The sequence below is a fragment of the Streptomyces sp. NPDC007907 genome (genome assembly GCF_042959365.1).
Lineage (GTDB): Bacteria > Actinomycetota > Actinomycetes > Streptomycetales > Streptomycetaceae > Streptomyces > Streptomyces indiaensis.
The window spans coordinates 919,403-940,247 of the sequence record NZ_JBIBKR010000001.1; the positions used below are offsets into that span (position 1 = coordinate 919,403).

The 20,845-nt window shown below is 72.8% G+C and carries 17 protein-coding genes; 6 read left to right on the forward strand and 11 right to left on the reverse strand.

Going from position 1 to position 20,845, the window contains the following annotated elements; genetic code table 11:
- Positions 1-103: 103 nt before the first annotated feature.
- Positions 104-1,027, reverse strand: coding sequence for a LysR substrate-binding domain-containing protein (locus tag ACFZDI_RS04220; RefSeq protein WP_391247608.1), 924 nt, complete (start codon positions 1,025-1,027; stop codon positions 104-106).
- 93 nt (positions 1,028-1,120) lie between these two features.
- On the opposite strand from ACFZDI_RS04220, the gene ACFZDI_RS04225 reads away from it, so the two are divergent.
- Positions 1,121-2,569, forward strand: a complete 1,449-nt coding sequence (locus ACFZDI_RS04225; RefSeq protein ID WP_391247610.1) for an MFS transporter — start codon at positions 1,121-1,123, stop codon at positions 2,567-2,569.
- Here ACFZDI_RS04225 and ACFZDI_RS04230 read toward each other — a convergent pair.
- The 4 genes from ACFZDI_RS04230 to ACFZDI_RS04245 all read right to left on the reverse strand — a co-directional run bounded on the left by ACFZDI_RS04230 (position 2,562) and on the right by ACFZDI_RS04245 (position 7,277).
- Positions 2,562-3,551: a malate dehydrogenase gene (locus ACFZDI_RS04230; protein ID WP_234850229.1), complete on the reverse strand. Its 990-nt coding sequence runs from the start codon at positions 3,549-3,551 to the stop codon at positions 2,562-2,564. The two genes, ACFZDI_RS04225 and ACFZDI_RS04230, sit on opposite strands and share 8 nt — an antisense overlap.
- Before the next feature lie 609 nt (positions 3,552-4,160).
- Positions 4,161-5,504 carry a DUF2690 domain-containing protein gene (locus ACFZDI_RS04235; RefSeq protein ID WP_391247613.1) on the reverse strand — a complete coding sequence of 448 codons (1,344 nt, stop codon included), beginning with the start codon at positions 5,502-5,504 and terminating at the stop codon, positions 4,161-4,163.
- 365 nt (positions 5,505-5,869) lie between these two features.
- On the reverse strand, positions 5,870-6,313 hold the full coding sequence (locus ACFZDI_RS04240) for a DUF3017 domain-containing protein (RefSeq protein ID WP_391248036.1): 444 nt from the start codon (positions 6,311-6,313) through the stop codon (positions 5,870-5,872).
- A 109-nt stretch (positions 6,314-6,422) separates the two neighbouring features.
- The gene (locus tag ACFZDI_RS04245; protein ID WP_391247614.1) at positions 6,423-7,277 is read right to left on the reverse strand and encodes a bifunctional methylenetetrahydrofolate dehydrogenase/methenyltetrahydrofolate cyclohydrolase; all 855 of its coding nucleotides are present in this window, start codon (positions 7,275-7,277) and stop codon (positions 6,423-6,425) included.
- A 274-nt stretch (positions 7,278-7,551) separates the two neighbouring features.
- Between ACFZDI_RS04245 and ACFZDI_RS04250 the strand changes: the two genes are divergently transcribed.
- The 3 genes from ACFZDI_RS04250 to ACFZDI_RS04260 all read left to right on the forward strand — a co-directional run bounded on the left by ACFZDI_RS04250 (position 7,552) and on the right by ACFZDI_RS04260 (position 10,071).
- Entirely contained in the window at positions 7,552-8,127 is a 576-nt protein-coding gene (locus ACFZDI_RS04250; RefSeq protein ID WP_234850226.1) for a hypothetical protein, read from the forward strand.
- A 133-nt stretch (positions 8,128-8,260) separates the two neighbouring features.
- On the forward strand, positions 8,261-8,509 hold the full coding sequence (locus ACFZDI_RS04255) for a hypothetical protein (protein ID WP_391247616.1): 249 nt from the start codon (positions 8,261-8,263) through the stop codon (positions 8,507-8,509).
- Positions 8,506-10,071 (forward strand): protein kinase, encoded by a 1,566-nt coding sequence (locus ACFZDI_RS04260; protein WP_391247618.1) that lies wholly within the window; start codon positions 8,506-8,508, stop codon positions 10,069-10,071. Before ACFZDI_RS04255 ends, ACFZDI_RS04260 begins: the two co-directional genes overlap by 4 nt.
- 111 nt (positions 10,072-10,182) lie before the next feature.
- Here the strand turns inward: ACFZDI_RS04260 and purH are convergent, their stop codons facing one another.
- Together purH and purN are read right to left on the reverse strand one after the other, a co-directional pair.
- Positions 10,183-11,745: a bifunctional phosphoribosylaminoimidazolecarboxamide formyltransferase/IMP cyclohydrolase gene (purH, locus tag ACFZDI_RS04265; RefSeq protein WP_391247620.1), complete on the reverse strand. Its 1,563-nt coding sequence runs from the start codon at positions 11,743-11,745 to the stop codon at positions 10,183-10,185.
- Positions 11,742-12,380: a phosphoribosylglycinamide formyltransferase gene (gene purN, locus ACFZDI_RS04270; protein ID WP_234850222.1), complete on the reverse strand. Its 639-nt coding sequence runs from the start codon at positions 12,378-12,380 to the stop codon at positions 11,742-11,744. The genes purH and purN overlap by 4 nt, the downstream gene beginning before the upstream one ends.
- Before the next feature lie 305 nt (positions 12,381-12,685).
- Here purN and ACFZDI_RS04275 point away from each other — a divergent pair, with 305 nt between their 5' ends.
- Positions 12,686-13,498: a hypothetical protein gene (locus tag ACFZDI_RS04275; protein WP_391247622.1), complete on the forward strand. Its 813-nt coding sequence runs from the start codon at positions 12,686-12,688 to the stop codon at positions 13,496-13,498.
- Between the two features lie 234 nt (positions 13,499-13,732).
- Here the strand turns inward: ACFZDI_RS04275 and ACFZDI_RS04280 are convergent, their stop codons facing one another.
- Positions 13,733-15,652, reverse strand: coding sequence for a DUF6350 family protein (locus ACFZDI_RS04280; protein ID WP_391247624.1), 1,920 nt, complete (start codon positions 15,650-15,652; stop codon positions 13,733-13,735).
- A gap of 96 nt (positions 15,653-15,748) precedes the next feature.
- Here ACFZDI_RS04280 and ACFZDI_RS04285 point away from each other — a divergent pair, with 96 nt between their 5' ends.
- Positions 15,749-17,032: a sigma factor-like helix-turn-helix DNA-binding protein gene (locus ACFZDI_RS04285; protein WP_391247626.1), complete on the forward strand. Its 1,284-nt coding sequence runs from the start codon at positions 15,749-15,751 to the stop codon at positions 17,030-17,032.
- 237 nt (positions 17,033-17,269) lie between these two features.
- Here the strand turns inward: ACFZDI_RS04285 and sucD are convergent, their stop codons facing one another.
- The 3 genes from sucD to ACFZDI_RS04300 form a co-directional block, all read right to left on the reverse strand.
- The gene (gene sucD, locus ACFZDI_RS04290; protein ID WP_234848742.1) at positions 17,270-18,154 is read right to left on the reverse strand and encodes a succinate--CoA ligase subunit alpha; all 885 of its coding nucleotides are present in this window, start codon (positions 18,152-18,154) and stop codon (positions 17,270-17,272) included.
- A gap of 19 nt (positions 18,155-18,173) precedes the next feature.
- A complete protein-coding gene (sucC, locus tag ACFZDI_RS04295; RefSeq protein WP_391247628.1) occupies positions 18,174-19,352 on the reverse strand; it encodes an ADP-forming succinate--CoA ligase subunit beta in 1,179 nt (392 codons plus the stop codon).
- A 566-nt stretch (positions 19,353-19,918) separates the two neighbouring features.
- Positions 19,919-20,773 (reverse strand): hypothetical protein, encoded by an 855-nt coding sequence (locus ACFZDI_RS04300; RefSeq protein WP_391247630.1) that lies wholly within the window; start codon positions 20,771-20,773, stop codon positions 19,919-19,921.
- Positions 20,774-20,845 lie beyond the last annotated feature (72 nt).

Here is a 20,845-nt window from a genome sequence, read left to right on the forward strand (position 1 = left end):
CAAGGGCAAATTACTCAACATTCACATGGCGCGAGCACGACCGGACAGCCCGGCCTCCGGAGCGTGACCTGACAGTCACGGCACGGCCGGCCGACCCGGCGGTTCACTCCGCGCGCGACCGGCCGACGAGGGTCTCCCGCACCGCGGCCCGCAGCCAGGCGTGCGCGGGATCGACGTCGTGACGCGGGTGCCAGGCGAGACCGACCTGGAGCGGCGGGAGCGGCAGCGGCACCTCGAAGGTGGCCACGCCGAGGGCCCGCGCCATGGGGACGCTCCAGTAACTGATCAGCCCCGTCAGGTCGGTGGCACGCACGACGAAGAGGGAGGCGGGGAAGGTTCCCACCGAGCCCCCCACCCGCCGGGTCAGACCGAGTCCGGCGAGGGCCTCGTCCACCGGACCGCGCAGCCTGCCCCGCCGGGAGACGACGAGGTGATCGACCTCACCGGCGAACCGCTCGGGCGTCACCTCACCCTCCAGCAGCGGATGTCCGTCCCGTACGACACCCATCATCCGGTCCTCGTACAGCGGTTCCACGCGCACCTCGGGCGCCACCGTGTCGATCACGCCGACCTCCAGATCGGCGGTGCCCTCCCGCAGCAACGGCGCGTCCACATGGCTCTCGGCGAGGAAGCGCAACCGGATGCCGGGTGCGTCACGGGCGGCCCGCGCGAACAGGTCGGAACCACAGGCGGCGGCCACGGCGTCGTGGCACAGCACCGTGAACGTCCGGGTCACCGTGCGCAGGTCGGTGTCGGCGGGAGGCGCGAAGAGGGCCCGGGCCCGCTCGACCACGGCACTCACCTCGGCCCGCACGGCGAGCGCCCGCGGGGTCGGCACCATCCGCCGCCCGGCCCGCACCAGCACCGGATCCCCGAGCGCCTTGCGGATTCGGCCCAGGGTGCGGCTCATCGCCGGTTCGGACAGATGAAGCCGCCGCGCCGCCCCGCCGACGCTCTGCTCCTCCAGCAGCACGTCCAGCGCGACCAGCAGATTCAGATCCAGACCGTTGGATTGCGTCACACGCATCGACCCCTTGCAAAGGTTGCACTGGAGTACAGGTATCTCCCGAGCCTACGGTCGGAAGTGCGATCCCCACCCACCGAGCTCCCGGGAGGAGCCTTGCCCTCGCACGCCCTGAAACGGCCGACCCTGCTCGCCCTGTGCGCCTGCGCCCTGGTCGCACAGAGCATGGTCGCGGCCGTCAACCTGCTCATCCCGCAGCTGAGCGCCTCGTCCCTGCACCCCTCTACCGGCGAGATCCTCTGGACGGTCGACGCCTACGTCATCGTCTTCGCGGGACTCCTCATCCCGGCCGGAGCCCTCGGCGACCGGTACGGCCGCAAGGGCGCCCTGCTCGCCGGGCTCACGCTGTTCGCGGCCGGGGCCGCCCTCAGCGCCCTCGCCCGGGACCCCGCACTGCTGATCGCCGGGCGCGGCGTCTGCGGGGCCGGGGCCGCGCTGATCACGCCTGCGACGATGTCGATCCTGGTGCACCTCGCCGGGCCGGAAGGACGCGCCCGTGCCATGGCCTCCTGGACCCTGGCGCTCGGCCTGGGCGGGCTGGCCGGGAACCTGGGCGGCGGCCTCGCCGGCCAGTACGCGTCCTGGCGGGTCCTGTTCGCGGCCATCGTGCCGCTGGCCGCGCTGCTCGTCGTCGCGGTCGCCGTCACCACCCCGCGCACGGACCGCTCCCCGCACAGCAACCTGGCCCCGGCCGGGACACTGCTCCTCACCGGCGGACTGGTCGCCGTCCTCTTCGGCATCATCGAGGGTCCGGCGTACGGCTGGACCTCGCCCCGGATCCCGCTCGCGTTCGCGGCGGGCGCCCTGCTCGTCGCCCTGTTCACGCTCGTGTCCCTGCGTTCGCGGGCCCCGCTGTTCGACCCGCGCGCCTTCACCTCGCCCCGTCTGCGCGCGACGACCCTCGGCATGGCGACCGGCTTCTTCGGCCTGTTCTCCCTCTTCTACGTCAACTCGCAGTACCTGCAAGGCGTCAAGGGCTACGGCCCCGCCCGCACCGGCGTCGCGATCGTGCCGCTCATCGTCGGCATGGCCCTGGTGCCCAGGCTGGCGGCCCGCTGGTCTGCCCACCCCCGCCCCGTCATCGGCGGCGGCCTCGCCCTCATCGGCACCGGCCTGCTGGGCGTCTCCACGGCCGGAGCGGGAACGCCCTACCCGCTCTACGCCTGCTGGCTGCTGGTCATCTCGGCCGGCACCGGGCTGTGCATGCCGGCGCTGACCCTGGGAGTGGTCACGTCCCTGCCGCCCCACCAGGCGGGCCTCGGCTCGGGCCTCGGCACCTCCGCCCGGGAGACCGGTGCGGCCCTCGGCGTCGCCGTCACCGGCACGGTCCTGGCCTCCCACGGCGATCTGCACAGCGGCATGGCACCGTCGCTGCGCGTGGTGGGCCTGCTGGTCCTGGCGGCCACGGTGGCGGTGACGGTGGGACACGGCGGGGCCGGCGAGGGCTCCGACCCCGCGAAGCCCGCAGGCCCCGCACCGGAAGCGACCGGTACGGGGCCTGCGAACGAACGCGCAGAGAAGGCTCTGGGCCGTGGCGTCAGATGAGGCCGAGACCGCGGACCGCCTCGCGCTCCTCCTCGAGCTCCTTGACGGAGGCGTCGATGCGGGCGCGGGAGAACTCGTTGATCTCCAGGCCCTGGACGATCTCGTACTGACCGTCCTTGGTGGTGACGGGGAAGGAGGAGATGAGGCCCTCCGGCACGCCGTACGAACCGTCGGACGGGATGCCCATCGAGACCCAGTCGCCCTCGGCGGTGCCGTTGACCCAGCTGTAGACGTGGTCGATGGCGGCGTTCGCGGCGGAGGCGGCCGACGAGGCGCCACGGGCCTCGATGATGGCGGCGCCGCGCTTGGCGACGGTCGGGATGAAGTCCTCGGCCAGCCACTTCTCGTCGTTGACGACCTCGGCGGCGTTCTTGCCGGCGACCGTGGCGTGGAAGATGTCGGGGTACTGGGTGGCGGAGTGGTTGCCCCAGATCGTCAGGCGCTTGATGTCGGCGACCGTCGAACCCGTCTTCTTCGCGAGCTGCGTCAGCGCGCGGTTGTGGTCGAGGCGGGTCATCGCGGTGAACCGCTCGGCCGGTACGTCCGGCGCGGCGGCCTGGGCGATGAGGGCGTTGGTGTTGGCCGGGTTGCCGACGACCAGCACCTTGATGTCGTCCGCGGCGTGGTCGTTGATGGCCTTGCCCTGCGGCTTGAAGATGCCGCCGTTGGCCTCCAGCAGGTCACCGCGCTCCATGCCCTTGGTGCGGGGGCGGGCGCCGACGAGCAGGCCGACGTTGGCGCCGTCGAAGGCGACGTTCGGGTCGTCGGTGATGTCGATGCCCTGGAGGAGCGGGAACGCGCAGTCGTCCAGCTCCATGGCCGTGCCCTCGGCCGCCTTCAGCGCCGGCGTGATCTCCAGGAGGCGCAGCTTCACCGGCACGTCCGCGCCGAGCAGCTGACCGGAGGCGATGCGGAAGAGCAGGGCGTAACCGATCTGGCCGGCCGCGCCGGTGACGGTGACGTTCACGGGAGTGCGGGTCATGGCGTTCTCCGTATGACAGCTGGCGGTGGGGCGGGGTCCCTGCCCCGGACGTTTGATCGATCTCTTGGCGTCAAGAGATCCGACCAGCGGTCAGGCTATCGCGCATCCGGGATCCCGTACGTCCGGGTCGGTGTGGCCCGGCCCACAACCCCGTCAGCCCGCACACGCGTACGTGCCCCACGCGAGAGGCGGCCGCCCGTCCGGGAGAGGAGGACGAAGGCGGCCGCCTGGGGGATACCGACCGTGCCGGACTCCCGTGGGGGTACCGTTCGCCTGCCCACGATTCCGACGGGCATTCCTCCCCTCCGAAATTTCCGGCCGAATCCGGCCGGACCGCGAGGCCACACGGATCTTCCCGGCCGGCCACGGGCGGACCGCTGGGCCGCAGGGGTTTTCCCGCCGGGCACAGGCGGACCGCACGGCCGCACAGGTTTTCCCGCCGGGCGCGGGCGGACCACAAGGCCACACGAGTTCTCCCCCCGCCGGGCACAGGCGGACCGCAAGGCCGCACGGGCCCTCCCCGCCGGGCACAGGCGGACCGCACGGTCGCACGGATCTTCCCGGCCGGCCCGGTCCCGGGGCGGGCCGGGCCGCACGGTCAGTGCGTCGTCAGTCGGTGCACCCCTTCTGGCCGGCCGTCAGCGTGGCGCAGGCCTTGGCGTCCCCGGCGCTCTTCACGGCCACCATCGGGGTGTAGGCGATGGCGTCCCCGGCCTCGGTGATGCTGCCGGTCTGCTTCGCCTTGCCCGAGCTGATCTGCACCTCGTCGCCCTGGGCCGCCTGGGTGATGCGCCCCCACGCCGCCTTGCAGGTCTCGCTGTAGCGGACCTCGACCGTGGCCGTGCCGACGGTCGCCGTCTGCGCGGTGGTCACCAGGTCACCGCTGCACCCCATGGCCTCCGCGTCCTTGCCGGTGCAGCTGTCACCGCTGCACTTCACGCCGGGCGGCAGCTTCGGGTCGCTGCTGACGGTCGGCTTGGGCGACGCGTTGCCGCCCTTGGCCTCGTCGTCGCCACCGCCGCCCATGAGGTAGAAGGCACCGGCGATCACCACGAGCACACCCACGACCCCCGCGAGGAACGTCATGGTCCGCTTCTTGCCCGCGGCGGCGGAGGCGGAGGCCCCCCGGCGGTTCCTCCCGGGACCACCGGACCCGGCGGCGCCACCGGCCCCTCCGGCCCGGGACGGGACGGCGTCCTGCGGTTCGCCGTACGAGCCCGCTCCGGCACCGCCGCTCCGGCCGGGGCCGGGCGATCCCGCGGAGGTCCCGGAAGCCGAGCCGGGCCGGGCCCCCCTGCCCGCACCCGCGCCGGCGGAGCGCCCGCCCGACGGCGACGGGCCCTGGTAACCCGCCAGGCCCCACGAGTTGACCTCGGGCTCGGCGGCCCGGCCGCTCTCCTCCCGCAGTCCGGAGCCGGTGGAGTCCTGGACCTCGGGGGCCGTCGGCTGGGGCGGCACGGTCGGCGCCACACCGGCCGGTCCCGCGATGCCCGGCGTGACCGTGGTGCCGCCGCTCCGGCGGGCGGGCTTGGCGCTGCCCGCGGAGGCGGTTCTGCCCTCGCTCCCCGTGGCCGCCTTGCCACCCGCCGCGGGGTCGCTGAAGTCCTGACCGCCGAACTCCCCGAGCGCCGCGCGCGCCTGGGATATCCGGATGGCCTCCATCGTCATGTCGTGACGCATCTCCGAGCGGCTCCAGGCACGCTCGGCGAGCTCCCACATCGTGGTCAGGTGCACCGGGTTGGTGCCGGTGACTTCGGCCAGGGCCACGATCGCGCCCTTGGGGGCGAGCAGCCGGCCGTTCAGATAACGCTCCCACGACGTCTTGCTGTAGCCCGTGCGGTCCGCGACCGACGCGATGCTCAGACCACCGCGGTCCACGAGCCTGCGCAGCTGGCTGGTGAACTCCCTGATCTGCGGATCGAGCTCATCCGGCAAGGCCTTCCAACGAGGCATTGCTCCCCCTCTTCCCCCCGAAACGTGCTGATATTTCTCGCGCTGTTCGCCCCGCGCGTGGTGGCCTTGGCCGAGTCCCCGTTCTGGATACCCACAGGGATGCGCCCAGTCAGGATCTCAGTTCCCTGACGAGGGGCGCACAGAAGCATGATGACCGCGCGCGATACACCCTGGACCGTCCCGATTGTCCATGCCAACCCCGCCGTCGCACCACGTTGTGTGGTAACGGAAGCCAGACGTACCGGAACCGTCACCTCCGTGCCACAGCGCACTGACAGCCGTTGAACAGGCAGTTCGCCGTGCAGGAGGGTGGTGTGTGACGGCGGTCCGTCCTTCCTCGGGGGAGAGGACGGGCCGCCGTCCCGTCATTCGTTGGTGACCGTGAAATGCAGGGTGTCCTTCAGGAACGGGATCTGCAGCCACGGATTCGGCTGGGCCATCAGCGCCAGCAGAACGATCACGGTGCCCAGCAGGCCGCAGGTGACGATGTCCGTGAACCGGGAGCGGACGGCGAGCATGCCGACGTCCGGCAGCAGCCAGCGCATCGCCCCGCCGCCCAGCAGGGCGACGCCGATCAGCAGCGTCCCCAGCCGGAACTGACCGAAGGCGGTCACCAGCAGTCCCAGTCCGGTCAGTCCCAGCACGGCGAGCACCGGCCACTGCCGGGCCGGCGCGGGGGCGTCCCCGGGTGCGGCCCGGCCACCGCCCTCGGGCCGCGCGGTGTCCTTGGTGAACAGCGGGAAGCGCCGGGTGACCCGCCGCGGCCGCCCCTCGGCGTCGGGGGCGCTGACGGGGTCCCGGACGGTGATGTCCTCCGGCGACTCGGGCCCGTCGAGGGACCCGTGCCCGTCGAGGGGCTCGGGCCCGGTGGGGTCCTCGTGTCCGCCGTCGGCCTGCCGCCCGCTGGGGGCCTGGTGCTCAGCCGGCACTGCGCTCCGCCGCCTCGACCACGTTGACGAGCAGCTGGGCACGGGTCATCGGGCCGACTCCGCCGGGGTTCGGGGAGATCCAGCCGGCGACCTCGGCGACGTCGGGGTGGACGTCGCCCACGATCTTGCCCTCGGCGCTGCGCGAGACACCGACGTCGAGGACGGCCGCGCCGGGCTTCACGTCCTCGGCACGGATCAGATGGGCGGAGCCGGCGGCGGCCACGATGATGTCCGCGCGCTTCAGGTGCGCCGACAGGTCACGGGTGCCGGTGTGGCACTGCGTCACGGTCGCGTTCTCGCTGCGGCGGGTGAGCAGCAGCGGCATCGGCCGGCCGATGGTCACACCGCGTCCGACGACCACGACCTCGGCGCCCTTGATCTCCACGCCGAAGCGGCGGAGCAGCGTGAGCACGCCGTTCGGGGTGCAGGGCAGCGGGGCGGGCTCGTTGAGGACGAGACGCCCGAGGTTCATCGGGTGCAGACCGTCCGCGTCCTTGTCCGGGTCCATCAGTTCGAGGATGCGGTTCTCGTCGATGCCCTTGGGGAGCGGCAGTTGCACGATGTAGCCGGTGCAGGCGGGGTCCTCGTTCAGCTCGCGGACGGACGCCTCGATCTCCTCCTGGGTCGCCGTGGCGGGCAGTTCGCGCTGGATGGAGGCGATGCCCACCTGCGCGCAGTCGCGGTGCTTGCCGGCGACGTACTTCTGGCTGCCGGGGTCGTCCCCGACCAGGATCGTGCCGAGGCCGGGCGTGACGCCCTTCTCCTTCAGCGCCGCCACGCGGGCGGTCAGATCGGACTTGATCGCGGCTGCGGTGGCCTTGCCATCGAGAATCTGGGCGGTCATGACCCCATCCTCGCGGATGACCCCGCCGCGGTTCCAATCCGCCCGCAATCCGGGCACCGGGGGCTCCCCCGCCCCGTATCCGACCATGATCGGCGATGTTGCACTTGCACAACACATCGGGAATGCGGCTGGACAAGCCGGTCAGTGGCGCAGAACGATGACATGACAAGTGCCGCGGGCAGCTCAACGGGGGGACGGTCGCAATACTGAAGGTTTTCCTCCGTGCGGATGTCACGCGTCGTCCCCGCACAAGGACCAACGGAGGAAAGCCCCCATGAGCTACGGCGACCCGAACAACCCCTACGGCGCTCCCCAGGGGCAGCCGCAGCAGCCGGGCTACGGTTACCCGCAGGACCAGGGGCAGGCTCCCGGTTACGGCTACCCGCAGGCCCCTCCGGTCTCCCCCTACGGCGGCCCCGCCGCGCCGACCACGATGCCCGGCTCGGTGAGCGCGGCCCGCGTGATGCTGTGGGTCATCGTCGGTCTGCAGGTCATCGGTGTGGCCCTCTTCGCCTTCGGCGCCGCGGCCCTGAACGCCGCGAAGGACGACGAGTCCCTCAAGGACAACACCGCCTTCCAGGACCTCGTCGGCGACTCGACCGGCCTGATCTGGGGCTACGTGGTGTTCGGCCTGGCCTGGCTGGTGTTCGCGGCCGTCCTGGCGACGAAGTTCAAGAACGGCGGCAACGGCGCCCGGGTCACCATCCTGGTCTTCGCCATCATCACGGCGGTCCTCGGCATCTACCCGTTCGTCATCGTCGGTCTGGTGCACACCATCCTGGCCGTCCTGGTCGCGGTGTTCGTCGGCAACGCGGCCGGCAAGGCCTGGTTCAACCGCCCCCGCTACTGAACGGACCCGGTCGGCAGGACCGGTTCACGCCATTCACGTCCAAGGGCCGTGTCTCACCCGTACGAGGGGGGCACGGCCCTGGTGCGTCGCCCTAGTCTGACGGTGGTAGCTGTTCAGGCACGGGGAGAGCACCTTGTACAGCATCGTCGTCGCACCTCCGCCGACCACGGAGGACGAGCGAAACCCCACCCCCCTCCACCTCACGCCCGGTGAACGTCTCGCCCACGGCGGGCCCGCGCACCGCGCCGACGGCCTGTGGCCAGGCCACTCCCGCCCGGCGACCGGGGAGACACACGGGGCCGACGACCGGCTCCCGGCCGTCGCCACCGGCCGCGCCCCGCGCGTCCCCGGCCGCCCCGACCCGGCCGGGCCGGCCCGGTGACCGAGGCGTACGCCGTCCCCGTGCCCAAGGGCTACCGGGTCGGCGTCTGGGAGGTGCGCGAGCCCATCGCGACGGGCGCCTTCGGCAGCGTGTACGCGGCCCGGCGCGTCGGCGACGGCACCGGACTGCCGCCCACGGCCGCGCTGAAGTTCCTGCCGACCGGCACGGCCACGCCCCGCCGGCTGACCCACCTGCGCGAACTGATCGAGCGGGAGGTCGAGCTGTACCGGCGGCTGAGGCATCCGCGGCTGGTGCGGATGTACCAGACGCTGACGGTCGACGACCCGGGCCGTCCGGATCTGGACGGCGCCACCGTCCTCGTCCTGGAGCGGGCCGAGGGCTCCCTGTCGGCCCTGCTCGCCGCCTCGCCCCGGCCGGCCGCCGGACCCGAGCTGCTCCGGCAGATCGCCGAGGGCCTCGCCCAGCTGCACGGCGCCGGCTGGGTGCACGGCGACCTGAAGCCGGCCAACGTGCTGCTGATGGCGGACGGTTCGGTCCGCCTCGCCGACTTCAACATGGCCGCCGAACTGGAGGGCACGCACGCCTACACCCCGGCCTTCTCCACGCCCGACTACACCCCGCCGGAACTCCTGTGGACCGAGATCGGCGAGCGCGGCCACCGTATCCGCCCCTCCGCCGACGTCTGGGCCTTCGGGGTCCTCGCCCACCTCGTGCTCACCGGCGCCTTCCCACTGCCCGGCGCCACCCCGGCCGCCCGCCGGGACGCGGCGGCGGCGTACGCCCGCGGCGCCGACGAGCTGCGGCTGTCGCCGGAACTGCCCGACGGCTGGCGGGAGATCGTGCGCGCCTGCCTGACCCGGACGCATCAGCAGCGCATCGGCGGCGCAGCACTGCTGCGCCGTGTGACCTGCGCTGCGGGCCCGGGCGGGCACACCTTCCGCCTGCCCCGCCCGCGCCCCGGCCGCCGCCTGCGCCGCTGGTCCGTCGCGGCCGTCCTGGCCGGGGCGGTCGCGGCCGTGACCGCCCTCGCGTACGGAACCGGTGTCTGGCCCGGTGCCGGGGGCGGCGGCAGCGGCAGCGGCTCGGGCACGACCGCGAACGTCTCGGCGGCCGCGTACGGCGCCTCGGAACTGCGCACCGACCGGGGTGTTCCGCCCGCCTACCGGCTGCTGATCGTGGAGACGGCGCACGACTGCGACCAGGAAGAGGTCAGCCCGGTCCTGATCGCCGCCATGCTGAAAGTGGAGAGCGACTTCGACCCGGACCTCTCGGACCCCGACAACAACGAGTACGGCATCGCCCGCTGGACCCCGCGCGTCCTGCGCTGGTGGATGAACGAGGACGGCACGCCCGGCGAGACGGTCCCCGAGCCGCCCTTCCCGCCCGCCGAGTCCATCCCGGCGATGGGCCGCTACCTGTGCTGGATCGCCCCGCGTCTGCATGAGGACCTGCCGGGCGACCGGCGCGTCCTGATCGCCGCCGCGTACCGCACGTCGTACCGGACGGTGAACGCGACGGGTGGCGTCCCGCCGGACGTGCACGCCTACGCCGACCGCATCGCGCACTTCCTGGAGCGGTACACGCCCGAGAGCCGGAAGTGAGCGCACGGGGGTGGCTGACGTGTCGTCGGCACGCCGGTGGAGGGCCTCCGGGAGGGCGACCGCTGAGTCGTGCGGGGCGGGCCGGTTCGTCGCCGGCCCGCCCCGGCACCGTCAGTGGAAGAAGTGCCGCGTGCCGGTGAAGTACATCGTCACGCCGGCCTTCTGCGCGGCCTCGACGACCAGCTCGTCGCGGACCGAACCACCGGGCTGCACCACGGCCTTCACTCCGGCGGCGGTGAGGATCTCAAGGCCGTCCGGGAAGGGGAAGAACGCGTCCGACGCGGCGTACGCGCCCGCGGCACGCTCGGCCCCGGCCCGCTCGACGGCCAGCTTCGCGGAGTCGACGCGGTTGACCTGGCCCATGCCGACACCCACCGAGGCACCGTCCTTGGCGAGCAGGATCGCGTTGGACTTCACCGCGCGGCAGGCCTTCCAGGCGAACGCCAGCTCGGCCAGCTCGGCCTCGCTCAGCGCCTCACCGGTCGCCAGCGTCCAGTGGGCCGGGTCGTCGCCGTCGGCCTGGAGGCGGTCGGTGACCTGGAGCAGCGCGCCGCCGTCGATCGGCTTGACCTCGACGGGGGCGGTGGGCCCGTCCGCGCAGCGCAGTACGCGGATGTTCTTCTTCTTGGTGAGGGCCTCCAGGGCGCCGTCCTCGTAGCCGGGCGCGACGATGACCTCGGTGAAGATCTCCGCGACCTGCTCCGCCATCTCCTTGCTGACCGGTCGGTTGACGGCGATCACGCCGCCGAACGCCGACAGCGGGTCGCAGGCGTGCGCCTTGCGGTGCGCCTCGGCGACGTCCGCGCCGATCGCGATACCGCAGGGATTGGCGTGCTTGATGATCGCGACGCAGGGCTCGGTGTGGTCGTACGCGGCACGGCGGGCGGCGTCCGTGTCCGTGTAGTTGTTGTACGACATCTCCTTGCCGTGCAGCTGCTCGGCCTGGGCGAGGCCTCCGGTGCCGGAGACGTAGAGCGCGGCCGGCTGGTGCGGGTTCTCGCCGTAGCGCAGGGTGTGCTCGCGCTCCCAGGTGGCGCCGAGGAAGTCGGGGAACTGCGACTCGTCGACCGGCGCGTAGGAGGAGGCGAACCAGGAGGCGACGGCGACGTCGTAGGCGGCCGTGTGCTGGAAGGCCTCGGCGGCGAGCCGCTTGCGGGTGGCGAGGTCGAAGCCGCCGCTCCGGACGGCCTCGAGCACGTCGGCGTAGCGGGCCGGGCTGGTGACGACCGCGACCGAGGGGTGGTTCTTGGCGGCGGCGCGGACCATCGAGGGGCCGCCGATGTCGATCTGCTCGACGCACTCGTCGGGAGAGGCGCCGGAGGCGACGGTCTCGCGGAACGGGTAGAGGTTGACGACGACCAGGTCGAACGGCGCGACGCCCAGCTCTGCCAGCTGCTCGCGGTGGCTGTCCAGGCGCAGGTCGGCGAGGATGCCGGCGTGCACGCGCGGGTGCAGCGTCTTCACACGGCCGTCCAGGCACTCGGGGAAGCCGGTGAGCTCCTCGACCTTGGTGACGGGGACGCCGGCAGCGGCGATCTTCGCAGCGGTGGAGCCCGTGGAGACGAGCTCGACCCCGGCCTTGTGGAGCCCGCGGGCGAGGTCCTCGAGTCCGGTCTTGTCGTAGACGCTGACGAGCGCCCGGCGAAGGGGCCGCTTGTTGCTCTCGGCGGTCACTGGATAACTACCTTTCGTCCCTCAATGCGATAGCCGTTGCGGGCGAGGCGCCCCACGACCTCGACGAGCAGCCTTCGCTCGACTTCCTTGATGCGCTCGTGCAGAGCGCCTTCGTCGTCCTCGTCCCGGATCTCCACCACGCCCTGCGCGATGATCGGCCCGGTGTCGACCCCGTCGTCGACGAAGTGGACGGTGCAGCCGGTGACCTTGGCGCCGTACGCGAGCGCGTCCCGCACACCGTGGGCTCCCGGGAAACTGGGCAGGAGCGCGGGGTGCGTGTTGACGAACCGCCCGCCGAACCGCGCGAGGAACTCCTTGCCGACGATCTTCATGAACCCGGCGGAGACGACGAGGTCCGGCTCGTGCGCGGCGACGGCCTCGGCGAGGGCGGCGTCCCACTCCTCGCGGCTGCCGTGGTCCTTGACCTTGCACACGAAGGTCGGCAGCCCCGCGCGCTCGGCCCGCGCCAGCCCCTCGATGCCCTCGCGGTCCGCGCCGACGGCCACGACCTCGGCCCCGTACTCCTGCGCACCGACGGCGGCGATCCCGTCGAGCAGCGCCTGCAGGTTGGTGCCGGATCCGGAGACCAGCACGACGAGGCGCTTGGCGCGCGGGGCCACGGGCTTGGCGGCCACGGTGGGGGCCTTTCTCGGGGGAGCGTCTGTCCAGGGTGGCCGGCACCCGACGTCTTGTGCGTTCATACGAATGCTTTGCGTCCCCGGATACGGGGAAGCCTACGAACCGGCCGACCGTCAGCAACGATACCGGCACACCGGACGGCCCCCACGGGACGGGGGCAGGGCCGGAAGGTAGCGTCTGGGCGGAGCCGGTTCGGGAACGACGTCCGGACGTGGTGCGTTCAGGAGGTGACGGACCCGGGTCCGACGCCGTTCCGTTCCGTCCACCCATTCCTCCTCACCAACGGGAAGACGCTCACTTGATGCCGGACCGCAGCCTGCGACTCCTCACGTTCCCCCAGCTGTCGATGCAGGGAGGGGAGCGCGGCGCCGTGCTGCTGCGGGAGCGCCCCGGCTCTCCGCCCGACGCGCCCTCGAGCAGCGACGGCGAGGACCGCAAGGGCCGCGGCTCCCAGGAGGACAACCCTTTCGCCCCGCCGCCCGAGGGCACGCCGGACCGGCCCTGGCAGCCGCGGCGCCCGTCGGGTGAGGACTCCCAGGGTCCGCGTGACTCCCAGGACGGCGGCGGGCGTGACCGCTCGCCCTGGGGCAGCCAGTGGAGCGACCAGCAGCCCGGCCGTTCCTCCGGCGGTTTCGGTGAGCGTCCCCGCAGCGGGCCCGAGGGCCAGGGCGGCGGCCCCCAGGGGGGTGGCGGCCCCGCGATGCGCTGGGACCCCACGGATCCCGCGCAGCGCCGGGCGCGCTATGCCCTGCTGTCGGGCATGTGGGCCTTCTTCTTCTCCCTCTTCAGCTGGCCGTACGTGGCGCTGCTGCTCGGCGCGCTGGCCCTCTACTGGGCCATCAGCTCCCTGCGCGCAGGGCCCCGCAGGACGGACCCGGACTCCCCCGCCCCCGAGCAGCAGCAGGGCGGCGGCCGCCCCCAGACGACGGCGGCGGTGACCGGCCTGGTCACGGCGTCCCTGGCGATCGCCCTGGTCGCGGCGACCTTCACGGCGCAGCTGGTCTACCGCGACTACTACACGTGCACCAACGACGCCCTCACCAACGAGGCGAAGCAGTCCTGCTCCAAGCTGCTGCCGGAGGAACTGCGAGGGCTGCTGGGCACGGAGGGCTGAGGCTTCGGGGGCTGTTGGGCGCGGAGCGCTGGAGCTCAGGGGGCTGTTGGGCGCGGAGCGCTGGAGCTCAGGGGGCTGTTGGGCGCGGAGCGTTGGGGCTTAGGGGGCTGTGGCGCGGAGCGTTGGGGCTTAGGGGGCTGTGGCGCGGGGGCTGAGGCTTCGGGGGCTGTTGCGCGGGGGCTGAGGCTTCGGGGCGGGCTCGCGCGCTTCAGGGGTCAGGGGCTCTCTCGCGTTTCAGGGGCTCTCTGGCGCTTCAGGGGCTTTCCGGCGCGGTGGCCGGTCGGCCGGGTTCGGGTTCGGGTCCGCGTCCGGGTTCGGGTGCGGGTTCGGGTCGAAGGGCAGGAAGTCGTAGAGGCCGAAGTCCGACTCCGGATCCCACTGCCCGCCTGGGCCGCGGTCCCGGTCCGGGGCCCACTCCTGGTCTCGCCTCCGGCTCCTGCCCGGGCCCCACTTCCGGTTTCGCCTCCCGTCCCGGTCCGAGTCCCACTCCTGGTCCTGCCTCGGGCTTCCGTCCCGGAACGGGTCCCGCTCCTGGTTCCGGTCGGTGCTCCACGCGGCTCCGTCGTCCTCGACCTCGACCTCTCGGGGAGCTCCGGAATCCGTGCGGTCCCGGAGGCCTTCGGAGTCCGCGCCGCCGGGGTCGCCGGCCCCTCCGCTCCCCCCGGCCACCCCCGCGATCCCGGCGACCCCGGTGCGCGTGAACCAACCGCGGCCGGTCCGCCCGATCCAGCCCTGTCCTCGAGGGCCCGGGGCGTCTTCCTTCCGCTGTTCGCCGATCCTCGGCTCCTCCGCCCGGGGCGTCCGCCGCCGCCAGGCGCGCACTGCCAGCGCCGTCAGGATCGCCGGCAGGCCTGCCCAGGCCAGCGTCGCGGCGCCGACCTGCCACCACACCGGGCCGAAGCGGGACAGCACGGCAGCGCCGAGCGGGCCGCCCGACAGCGCGGCCAGCCCCGCGAACACGACCGCGCACAGGAGCGACGCCAGGGCGGCGGCGCGGACCGTGCGGCCGGCCGGCCAGGTCGCGGCCCCGCCGCCCCCCGGCCCCGTCCCGCCGCGCTCCGTGGAGGCCGCCCCCTTGACCACCGTCCAGCCCACCATCACCCCGGCGGCCAACGGCACCACCCCGGCCGCCCAGTGCATCGGCGTCCCCTGCCCCGCGTCCGGCACCGCCGCCAGCAGCGGGAACGGCGGCAGCAACGGGGCCGGCGCCGAGGACAACGGGTTCACCGCATGGCCCGCACCGAGGGCGAAGCCCGGTCCGAGGGCGTAGGCGGCGCCCCACACCGCCGCGTTCGGGACCAGGGCCACACACAGCAGCAGCACGGTGAACCGCCCCGACCACCCCTCGGTCAGCCCGAGCCACGCCGCCCGGGCCGTCCCACCGTGCCCCACCAGCGACACCGCCAGCAGCAGCGCCCCGCCCCCGAGGAGCACCGTCGTCCCCGCCGCCGCGGCCCGGGCGGCGACGCCCGGGCGCCCGTCCGGGCCGAGCACCAAGGGGCGTACTCCCTTGGGCAGCACGCCCAGCAGCCGCCGTAGCGGCCGGCCCGGACGGCCGTACGCCGACCACACGCCCGCCCCCGCCGCCACGACCGCGATCACGGGAACGCACAGCCCGGTCCACACCCACGACGGCCGCAGCACACCGCCCGAGGCATAGAGGGCGGCGGGCGCGGCGACGGCGAGGTATCCGACGACGAGTCCCGTCCACGCGGTGCGGGCGGGGACAAGGAACGGGCTCGCGGCCGTCCCGGTGTCCTCCTCGCCGCCGTCGTCGTCCCGGTCCCCGCCGCCCTCCGTGGCGTCCCGCGCCGCCCGGTGCAGCAGCCACACCGGAAGCGCGAGCAGCAGCAGCGGCGGCACACCCAGGGGGGCAGGGACGCCGGAGAGCGTGTCGGTGCGGACCAACTCGGCACCGTGGGCCAGCAGCCACAGCGCCGCCGCCACATGCATGGCCCCGCCGGGCCCGCTGTCCGGGTAGGGCGAGCTGATCCACAGCAGCGTCACGAGCACGGCGAACGACGCGAGTCCGAGGCCCGCCGCGAACGCACCCGCCAGGAAGCAACCGGCCAGGCCGGGCGAACGGTCGCGCATCCGGGTGAGCAGGGGTGACGGCGAACGTCGGCGAGCGGTCATCTCGATCACGACGGCCATGCTCCCAACGACACGCGCTTTACCGGCGTAACAGGCGAACTTTCGCTGTGTCGCTAAAAATATGTTTATGTACTTTTTCGGACGGAGGCGTGCCCTGTGACGCAGAGCCCTGCCCGCCCGCTCCCCGCCCCCAAGGAACGCCGACGCCTGCGCGAGGCCGCCTCGCTGACGCGGGCTCAGCTTGCCTCCCGAGTGGGCGTCACCAGCGAGACCGTGCGCGGGTGGGAGACCGGCCGTTCGACGCCGCGCGGCCGCAAGGGTGAGAAGTACGTGAAACTGCTTCACTCGCTGGGCGACGAGGCGGAGATGACGTCACCTCAGGAGACTGCCGCCGACTCCGACGACGACCCGGAGCCGCCACCCCCGACGGCACCCGAGACGGCGTCCGCACCTCGGTCCGCCCGGGCTCGGCGCAAAGCCGCCGCGGCCACCGACCGGAAACGGCCCGCCGCGAAGGACCGGGGACGGGGCCCCGTCACCGTGCCCGCCCGGAGCCACACCCCCGTCCCGCACGGACACCGCCTCATCCTCACCGAGCGCCCGCGCACGACGACGCCGCTCCGGCCCGACGACGCCGTCGCCGCGCTGACCCCCGATCAGGCCTTCGACGCGCTCTACGCCTTCTGCGCCCCCGCGCTGGTCCGGCAGACCTATCTGCTGACCGGCCGCCGCGAACTGGCCCGGGAGTCGGTGGAGCGGGCCTTCCAGAACGCCTGGCAACGCTGGCCCGAGGTGGCCCGCGACCGCGACCCGGCAGGCTGGGTGCGCGCGATGGCGTACGAGTGCGCGCTCTCCCCCTGGCACCGGCTCCGACCGCGCTACCGGCATCCCGAGCCGCCGCCGTCCGACGCGTTCGACCGGGCGCTGCTGGACGCCCTGCTGCAGCTCCCGCCGACCTGCCGCCGCACACTCGTGCTCTACGACGGCGTCGGGCTCGGCCTGCCGGAGACGGCGGCGGAGACGGAGGCGAGCACCCGCGCGGCCGTGAACCGGCTGGCGCACGCGCGCGAGGCGCTGGCGGAGCGGCTGCCGGAGCTCGCGGACCCGGAGACGCTGCACTGGCGGCTGGTCGAACTGGCCTCCACCGGCCGACTGCGGGCCGCCAAACCGCCGGCCGTGCGCCGGCGCGGGGAACGCCGGGCCCGCTTCTGGACCCGGGCCGCCATCGCCTTCACGGTGGCCCTGATCGGCACGACGGCCCTCACCGTCCGCACGGCCCCCACGCATTACGAGCCACCGGTACCGCCGGGAGAGACGGTGCAGGGCGTACCGCCGCCGGTCGCGCCCGGACCGCTGTCGGAGAAGGAGCGGAAGCTGCGCGTCAAGCTGCGCGAGGAGCAGCAGAGGGGACCGGACAGACTGCTGCCGCAGGCGCGGTGACCGGCTGCGGGTGAGCCCGGGGGCCGCCCGGACCGCCAGACGACGATGCCCCGCCCCCTGGGTACAAGGAACCGGCGAACGACGATGGGCCCGCCCCCGTTTCATGGAGGCGGGCCCATCGATGAGCTCCGAGACTCAGCCCCACGGCTGATTCAGCGCTACGGCTGGTTCAGCCCTGCGGCTGATTCAGCGAGACGGCTGGTTCAGCCCTGCGGCTGATTCAGCGAGACGGCTGGTTCAGCCCGCGAGGATCGCGCGCGCCAGCTTGGCCGTCTCGGTCGGGGTCTTGCCGACCTTGACTCCGGCGGCCTCGAGGGCCTCCTTCTTCGCGGCGGCCGTGCCGGAGGAGCCGGAGACGATGGCGCCGGCGTGGCCCATGGTCTTGCCCTCCGGCGCGGTGAAGCCCGCGACATAGCCGACGACCGGCTTCGTCACGTTCTCCTTGATGTACGCCGCGGCCCGCTCCTCGGCGTCGCCGCCGATCTCACCGATCATGACGATCAGGTCGGTGTCGGGGTCGGCCTCGAACGCGGCGAGCGCGTCGATGTGCGTGGTGCCGATGACCGGGTCGCCACCGATGCCGACGGCGGAGGAGAAGCCGATGTCACGCAGCTCGTACATCATCTGGTACGTCAGCGTGCCCGACTTCGAGACCAGGCCGATGCGGCCCGGCTTGGTGATGTCGCCCGGGATGATGCCGGCGTTGGACTGGCCCGGGGTGATGAGGCCGGGGCAGTTCGGGCCGATGATCCGGGTCTTGTTGCCCTTGGACACGGCGTAGGCGTAGAACGCGGCCGAGTCGTGGACGGCGATGCCCTCGGTGATGACGACCGCGAGCGGGATCTCGGCGTCGATGGCCTCGACGACGGCGGCCTTGGCGAAGGCCGGCGGCACGAAGAGGACGGATACGTTCGCGCCCGTCTTCTCGATCGCCTCGGCGACCGTGCCGAAGACCGGGATGTCGTTGCCGTCGATGTCGACCGACGTGCCCGCCTTGCGGGGGTTCACGCCACCGACGATGTTCGTGCCGTCGGCCAGCATGAGCTTGGTGTGCTTCATGCCCGTGGCACCGGTCATGCCCTGGACGATGACCTTGCTGTCCTTGTTGAGGAAGATAGCCATGGCTGTGTGTCCTCGTCCCTTACTTCGCAGCCGCGAGCTCGGCGGCCTTGTCGGCCGCGCCGTCCATGGTGTCCACGCGCTGGACCAGCGGGTGGTTGGCGTCGGAGAGGATCTTGCGACCCAGCTCGGCGTTGTTGCCGTCCAGACGGACGACGAGCGGCTTGTTGACTTCCTCGCCCCTGTCCTTGAGCAGCTGCAGCGCCTGGACGATGCCGTTGGCGACCTCGTCACAGGCGGTGATGCCACCGAAGACGTTGACGAAGACGGACTTGACGTCCGGGTCGCCGAGGATGATCTCCAGGCCGTTCGCCATGACGGCGGCGGAGGCGCCGCCACCGATGTCGAGGAAGTTGGCCGGCTTCACGCCGCCGTGCGCCTCACCGGCGTATGCGACGACGTCCAGGGTGCTCATGACGAGACCCGCGCCGTTGCCGATGATGCCGACCTCACCGTCGAGCTTGACGTAGTTGAGGTTCTTCTCCTTGGCGGCGGCCTCGAGCGGGTTGGCCGCCTCCTTGTCCTGGAGGGCCTCGTGCTCCGGCTGACGGAACTCGGCGTTCTCGTCCAGGGAGACCTTGCCGTCCAGGGCGATGACGTCACCGGAGGCGACCTTCGCCAGCGGGTTGACCTCGACCAGGAGGGCGTCCTCCTTGATGAAGGTGTCCCACAGCTTGACCAGGACGTTCACGACCTTGTCGGCGACCTCGGCCGGGAACTTGGCGGCCGCGACGATCTCGCGGGCCTTGGCCTCGGTCACGCCCTCGTTGGCGTCGATCGGCGTCTTGGCGACGGCCTCCGGACGGGTGGCCGCCACCTCCTCGATCTCCATGCCGCCCTCGACGGACGCGATGGAGAGGAAGGTGCGGTTGGCACGGTCCAGGAGGAAGGAGACGTAGTACTCCTCCACGATCTCCGGGGCCGTCTCGGCGATCATCACCTTGTGGACCGTGTGGCCCTTGATGTCCATGCCGAGGATGTTGGTCGCGTGCTCGACCGCCTCGTCGGCGGTGCCGGCGAGCTTCACGCCGCCCGCCTTGCCACGGCCGCCGACCTTCACCTGGGCCTTGACGACGGACTTGCCACCGAGGCGCTCGGTGGCTGCGCGGGCCGCCTCAGGCGTGTCGATGACTTCACCGGCCAGCACCGGTACATCGTGCTTGGCGAAGAGGTCCCTCGCCTGGTACTCGAACAGGTCCACGCGCTTCCGTCCCTATCAGTGATCTCGCGGTTCGTTGTCTGCGTGGGCGTGCCGCGAGGGCAACGTGACGTCCGCTGTCTGTCACAAGGGAGGCGCACACGGTGTCCGAGCGCGCGGCATGTCCGTCTCGCAGGTTATCGCTGCTTCCGGGAGGCCTCTAAATCGAGGGTCACACCTGAGCGGTGATACCTGTCACATGATGCCGTCCTCTCTGGCACGGCGTGCCGGACGTGAGGCGCGGGTGACAGGTGGTGAGGGGCCTCACCGGGCTGGGGCTGGCCCGGTGAGGCCCGCCGGACACCCCCGGACGAGCACGAAGGCCCTGTTCAGGGCCCCGGCTCCCCGGGGGCGCGGGCCGGGTGTCCCCACCCCTATGGGGACCCCCGGCCCTCCCACGAGGTTTCGGCCGCGGACCGCCGACGGCTTTCGACCGTCCGGGCGTGACGCCTCGTGAAGCAGGGGGTGGGAGGGCGTGCCGTGGCACCCCGGGGGCGGCCGAGGGACCGACGCTGCGCCCCCTGTGGACGGGCTCACGGGCGGCTCAGCCTCGGCGTGGCCGGTCCGCGCTAAGCGGGGAAGAGCGAAATGTCCCGGTGGGCGTCCCCGGCTCCGGCCACGTCCGTAGGGGCCTCGACACCGGACACGAGCCTGAGCGGCGCCAGAAGGCTCATAGCGACCGCGTGTGCGTCACCGTGCCGCGACGAGCCACCGTCCCCGACGACCCGGTTGCCGAGCACACCGTCGGGATGCCCGCCGGGCGGGTGCTCGGCCGGGGCAGGTGCGGTGCGGGCGGGCGGGTCGGGGTGGCGGGGGTGACTGTGGTCGCGCGGGTGGCTGAAGTGGCTGCTGAGGCTGAGGCGTCCCGTGTGGCTGGTGTGAGTGGCGTGGCTGGTGCGGTGGTCCGGGTCTCTGAGGTGGTGGTCCGTGTGTCTGAGGTGGTGCGCGGGGGTGTCGCCGGCGCCCACCGAGCTTGCTGTGGTGGGGGGTGGCTCATGGCCGTGGGTCATCGGGTTCACCGTCGGCACCGCGTCCGCCGTCGGCACCGCGTCCGCCGTCTGCACCGTCGTCGGGTCCGTCTGCGGGGCGGAAGGATCCAGGGCGGGGAGCTGGCGGGTTCGGAGTTCCAGGTGCGGCAGCCACCCGGGGAGCTGCGGCTGCTGCGACGGCTGTGGCCCCGGTTGCGACTCCGACTCCGACGGCAACGGTGGGGGCACATGGCCGTGAACACGAATGTCGACCTGCACGGCCCGGCCTCCCGGCAGTGCCGCCCCCACGCCGCTCTCGGCGTGCGCACGTTCGCCCCAGATCAGTCCGACCGCCAGCAACCCGCCGACCAGCAGGGTCAGTTGCACGGCACGCCGTCCGGCCGCTGTGCGCGGCAGGCGCAACGCGGCATCAGACAGGGCTGCTGACCAGGTCAAGAGGGGGAAGCTTCCTCCCGTGCGACGGAAGCGGCACCGCCCGGCCGGCACACGCGCGGTCAGGCAGGCGCC